The organism is Coleofasciculus sp. G3-WIS-01 (genome assembly GCF_040223135.1).
GTDB lineage: Bacteria > Cyanobacteriota > Cyanobacteriia > Cyanobacteriales > Coleofasciculaceae > Coleofasciculus.
The window spans coordinates 1-2,931 of the sequence record NZ_JAVJZI010000125.1; the positions used below are offsets into that span (position 1 = coordinate 1).

The 2,931-nt window shown below is 46.9% G+C and carries 3 protein-coding genes; 1 reads left to right on the plus strand and 2 read right to left on the minus strand.

Annotated features, from left to right (window positions below; genetic code table 11):
* Positions 1 to 121: 121 nt before the first annotated feature.
* Complete coding sequence (locus RIM23_RS12600) at positions 122 to 952, minus strand: hypothetical protein (RefSeq protein WP_446367546.1); 831 nt, start codon at positions 950 to 952, stop codon at positions 122 to 124.
* Entirely contained in the window at positions 949 to 2,349 is a 1,401-nt protein-coding gene (locus RIM23_RS12605) for a filamentous hemagglutinin N-terminal domain-containing protein (protein ID WP_446367550.1), read from the minus strand. The genes RIM23_RS12600 and RIM23_RS12605 overlap by 4 nt, the downstream gene beginning before the upstream one ends.
* 146 nt (positions 2,350 to 2,495) lie before the next feature.
* Between RIM23_RS12605 and RIM23_RS12610 the strand changes: the two genes are divergently transcribed.
* Positions 2,496 to 2,768 (plus strand): hypothetical protein, encoded by a 273-nt coding sequence (locus RIM23_RS12610; RefSeq protein WP_446367548.1) that lies wholly within the window; start codon positions 2,496 to 2,498, stop codon positions 2,766 to 2,768.
* Positions 2,769 to 2,931: the final 163 nt, after the last annotated feature.

The window sequence follows — 2,931 nt, forward strand, 5'->3', positions numbered from 1 at the left end:
GGGGCTGGGGGAGGATGTGGCGGCGGAGACGGTGGCGTTATTGGTAACGGTTAGGGTTTGGGTGTTAATTAAAAGGTTGCCGGCGGTGCCATTGCCTCGGGTTTCTACAGTGAGTTCACCCTTATCGGTGACGAGGAGAGATGGCACCATCTCCGACAGAGGCAAACAAACCACTGGGACTGCCATCGATGGGGTTATCGCCATTTAACTCAATTTGGCTAGCATTGACGGTTAACTCACCCCCATTCCCTTCTCCGAAGGTTGACACCGATATCTGACCCCCCTGGCTGACCAATAGTTCAACTGTATACAGGGTCACATTCCCGGCATTGCCTGTGGCACCTGAGTTAACTTGTGCATCAATACCACTGGCATTTCCTTCGGGGCTGCCTATGACTTCAATCTTGTCTTTTGCAGTTACTGTTAAGTTCCCAGAATTCCCTTCCCCTAATGTAGAGACGTCTAAAAAGGCACCGTCAACGATGCGTAGGTTTTGGGTAGAGATACTCACATTTCCCCCATTTCCGGTGGCACCATCTTCGACAACGGCAAACAAACCACTGGGATTACCATTGTTGGGGTTAGCGCCAATGAACTCAATCTCGGTGGCGTTGATGTTTACCTCACCCCCATCACCCTCACCCAAGGTAGAGGTAATCAGTTGAGAGCCATCTTGAACCAATAACTGTCCCGTTTCTACAGTTAAATTCCCCGCATTACCTGTACGAAACGTAGCCGTTGAGACCAGTGACGCTTCCCTTAATAAAACTGACTCAGATTGGATACGGATATCACCCCCTGCACCTGCACCACGGGTTTCGCTAAAAATGCCATTGCCTGCAATAGAAACCCCATCATCAGCAATCAGAGTAATATTCCCCGCATCTCCAGAGACGGAAGATGAGTCAATTGCTTGAGTGATATTGATATTACCGCCAGAGTCAATAATCACTGAACCCGCGTTACCCGGTGTAGAAAAGTTATTGGTAAAATACTGCCAACTTCAATTGTTCCACCTGACAAGGTTAAATTGGGCTGGTACTGATTGGTTAAAAATACGACTCCATCCGGTGCAGTGATTCTAATTTCGTTAATCGTAATGTCTGAACTTGTGGCATTATTCCCAAAGATACCAGGAGGTAGATTAACGCCAACACCCAAATTTCCTGGCATTCCGCCCAACTGCGCCCAATCAATTCCTGCTCTTATGTCTACAGTGGGTTGCACACTACCATTAATCGTAAGAGTTTGTTCATCATCCGCCAATTTTATCGTTTCCGCCAGGGAAGTCGCTGGAGGGGAGACTCCTGTAATCTCGATAAAACCTGTAATATTTACTTGTCCCCCGGCTAAAAGATGCAGCGAGGTTCCCCTATACGAAAAGAATCCAATATCACCATTGGCATAAATAACTGGGTCATCAGGACTATATAAATTCCCCAAATTTCCATCCAACTGTTCAATGCGAAAACTTCCCCCACTCCAATAATGAGCATCGCCGCCCACATCAGCCGCACTTCGTAACACCATATCCCCACCGGACAACAACCCACTATCCGGATGATTCAACGCGAAAATATCAATCCCTTGATTTCCCGTTACCAGCAGATTTCCCCCAGCCGCAGCGATAAACGGATTGGTTGCACTATCCCGAATCGTTACCGTATCCTGTGCAAAAAGAGTTAAATCACTGCCAGAACGTAACTGTTCCTGTAAATCCAGATTCTCCCCATCTAAGGTCAGATTTCGTCCGGTAGCTAAATTCCCCCGATTGGTAATCTTCCCCCCCGCCGCTTCTACAGCATTATAAAATAGCGCCCCAGGACTAACTGAGAGTAAACGACTACTGCGAGGTTGAGTCACACTAAAAACTCCATCCTCACCCAACTCTATCCCTGATGCTGTGGTGGCGATAAAGGAACCTTCTATATCTAAACTGGCGTTTTCGCCAAATAAAATCCCATTGGGATTGAGTAAAAATAGATTCGCTTCACCCAATACCCCTAACCTGCCCAATATAGTCGAGACATTACTCCCAGTAACCCGTGACAGAATATTTTCAATCCCATCAGGATTGGCAAAATAAATCCCTCTCCCTTCGGCGACATTAAACTCCAAAAAACTATGAAACAGATTCGCGCCGCGAGTGGCGCCCCCCTCAATTCTGTTGCTGAGTATGTCCCGAATTATTGCATCGGGGTTAACCACGGAACTTTCCGCCCCCAGGGTATCATCCGGTATCACCTGGGCGAAGACTCCCTCATTTCCCCCGGTTACCAGTGTGCCGATTAATCCGACAGTGCCAATGATAAACGACTGCCAACGCCCAGCCAACTTGTTTATTATCATCACGGCAAACGTCTCCTGAGAATAGTAATGAATTAAGCTATCGGGTTTTGATGTTTATCGGGCGCGCGTCGGTGCGCCCCTACGAATCTGGCAACAGCGGGATGCTAGGTCTGAATTCCAACCTAATCGTAAATTTGGTATCAAATATGACAAAAATTCCCCAAATAATATCTTGGCAAATCCCAAGACTTGATACCAATTATGCCAGTAAATTTGATGGTTTTCTAGCCTTATTTCCCAAAATACCAGAAAGCGACGGAACCTGTGATGCACTTAAGTGCAAGCTGGATTGCCGAATTCTGATAAGCGGGTTGCACAATTCAGCCAGGGGTATTGCCGAAAACTGCATGGCGACAGGAAGAAACCTTCAGATGTTGTCGGAAATGTCTGGAACAATCGGAAAGGGTATCTATCGTTAATCTCTCGACAAAAGCCGCCCTGGGTTATTCAATGGGTTTTTGTAGCTTGTGTTACTGTTTTTCTCTTTCTCGGTTCCAGCATCCCTCTAGGAAATGCTCTCGAAGAGTGGTTATTATAAGAGGCGGAGTCTCTCTAAGCTCATTCCCTTCTCAGAACTGGGAA